Below are 2,649 nucleotides of genomic sequence, written 5' to 3'. Positions count from 1 at the left end.
GAATCTCTGCGCAAAACCTCGCGGAGTTTACGGCGCTCATACGGCGATAATTCAATTGTGGCCACTGGCAATCCCTCCGATCGCCGTTGACCCTACTATCAAGTTGCAAAGTGATCAAAGACTTTTGCTTAGGTACCTAGTCCCTAAGTATGGAAAATTATACGACCTTTGAACTGGCAAGTAAATTGCTTTTACGAAAAATCCGTAGCTTCACGTGCAGCAGTCGCGGCTCCGAAGCTTGAGACGAAGGTGTACAATCGCAGGAGAAACGCAATGCTGATATTGGCCAGACAGTATTTCAAAGGAATAGGCATCATCGCAATTTCAGGAATGCTTTCCTGTACAGCGGCAAACAACGATACCAGCCAGGTCAAGGCGGCTGTTACGCGTGAATATCTTTGGCCGAGACAGGGTCAGATCCCGGTGTGCTGGGAAAACCCGTCTCCCGAGCTCGAGTCCGGCTGGACCATCATGCGGCAGGCGCTGGAAGAAGAATACAACGCGCGCACGCCCATCAGGTTTGTGGACTTTGGACCCTGTCAGGCCCATAGTCCAGGAGTCCGCGTCCTGGTTTCCGATACTCCCAATGCTGCGAGACCAGGCATCAGTGAGCCGGATTTTATGGGCCCAGCCGTGAGCGGCAAGAAGGATGCGTTGCGGCAGAACTTTACTTTTCAAAACTGGCGCAAGGATCTCTGCTCCGATGCGACAAAAGTCAGACTTTGCATCCGGTCCTATGCTCTTCACGAATTCGGTCACATTCTCGGACTTCAGCATGAGCACCAGCGCGCTGATAATATCTGCCAGCCCTTTGGTGATACGTACCGCGATTTAGGCGATGGATATGCAGTGAACTGGGGCACGGCGTATGATCCCAAGTCGATTATGAACTACTGCATGAACGCGGAGAGTCTCCTTGCTGGTGAGCCGCCCTCTCTCAGTCGCGGCGACATTGAAATTCTCGAGCGCCTGTATGGTGCGGAAAAACCCCTCCCCGACCACCTAACCAATCTGGATCCTGGCAAACTTTCGCTCAAGCAGGTGGATTTCAGATTCCTCGATGAGTTGGCGCAAAGCAAGAGCCACATCGCCCTCGGAGAAGCCAGGCACCAGTCAACGTTCGGAACCTGCGGCAGTTCCGTTGTACATGAAACTTTTTTCGAGGCCGCCAAACACCTGATCCTACATCATCGATTCGAGGTCGTGAGTTTGGAACTGCCCATGACCGACATGCAAAAGGCCAACAACTATGTCCTCGGAAAAACGCCTCTCAATGATCTGAAAATCGGCTTTTCCGCCTTCGATACGCCCGAGCTCAAGGCTTTCCTCCAATGGCTCGAAGCCTATAACAGGACCCAAAGCGCTGACCATAAAGTGCAGGTCGCAGGCTTTGATGTGCAGCATCAGGCTGAGAGCGATTTTAAGGTCATCAAGGATCATCTTCTGGACAATGGACCCCAATATTCTTCCCTGGCTGCTGAGCTCGACGCCTGTCCTGCGACTCCGGCCGCAGCTCCATGGGATGCCTGCGAAGCCACACTCCAAAATATAGTTAAGATTTTGCCTTCTCTCGCTTTCGAAACCGGCAAAAGCCGCGACTTTTTCGAGCTCGCGGTTCAAAGCAGACTGGCCGAACTTTATGTTTGGAGCATGGATGGGTTGGGCGGGACTCTTTTTAAAAGAGGGTTTGAAGCTCGCGACGCTGCCATGGCACTGTCTTATCTCCATCAGGCGACGCATCTTTTTCCAGGAAAGAAGATCGTATCGTATGGCGCCCTTTTCCATATGACCAAAGACGCGACTCGCATTCAAAGTCCTCTATCACCCATTGAAAATCTGGGCCTTCATCTCGCCAGGAATTTGGGTGATCAATATGCGGTTATAGGCACCCTTGCGAATGTCTATACGGTTCAAGTCCAGGGCATTCCCCTGCGGGCGTCGCTGCAAAGTAAATATGCATATGAACCGGGCAACCTTCTCGGTTATCTGAATGGCTTTGATCGATTCATGATGTATGCCGCGGTTCATAAAGCCCCGAAGCTTGACATCCATGCCAAGGCTAGCAAAATTATTTTTCCTCACAACGTGGCTCATCCCTATCTGAACCTTGACGAGCTGGCGACGAGCGTTGAGAAAGACTACATGACATTCGTGCCGCGGGAGCAGGTCGACGGAATCTTCTACTTCCATAAGGATGGTCCAGGCATCTGCCAGTAGCCCTCTGTTCCGCCCCTCCTGGTTTTTGAGCAGCTGGTGATAGTGGTAGGTCACCAGCTCCTCGAAAGCCTTGTTATAATCCTGCCGTTCAGCCATCTTGTGCGGATTCACCAGGGTTTTACGTGGAATATCGCGCGACGCCAGACACAGCGGCTGACTCTTGAGGGCTGACGCAGCGGATGGCAAGCACAGAGATCAAGCTTTTGATCAGTTTTGGCTATTTTATGGCCAAACCAGCCCCGGAATTTTATTTGCGGTCTGGGAGTGATCTGACTTTCGCTTGGCACCTCGATGCGGAATAAATCAGCTATTTTGAGACAGTCATAAAAAGAGTTTAGTGTACTTTTCTATCCAAGCACATACATGGATTGCCGTGTGACCGGGATGTTGATCCCGACCTGCTCCTGTGGAATCAGAAGTTTAGGACCACGC

The 2,649-nt window shown here is 51.6% G+C and carries 1 protein-coding gene; it reads left to right on the top strand.

The window, feature by feature from the left end; genetic code table 11:
* Nucleotides 1-273 precede the first annotated feature (273 nt).
* A complete protein-coding gene (locus VE954_RS28720) occupies nt 274-2,217 on the top strand; it encodes an erythromycin esterase family protein (protein ID WP_324959401.1) in 1,944 nt (647 codons plus the stop codon).
* Nucleotides 2,218-2,649 lie beyond the last annotated feature (432 nt).

Source organism: Oligoflexus sp. (genome assembly GCF_035638955.1).
Taxonomy (GTDB): domain Bacteria; phylum Bdellovibrionota_B; class Oligoflexia; order Oligoflexales; family Oligoflexaceae; genus Oligoflexus.
The sequence above is the reverse complement of the archived record's forward strand: the minus strand, read 5'-3'. Positions and strand labels throughout refer to the sequence as shown.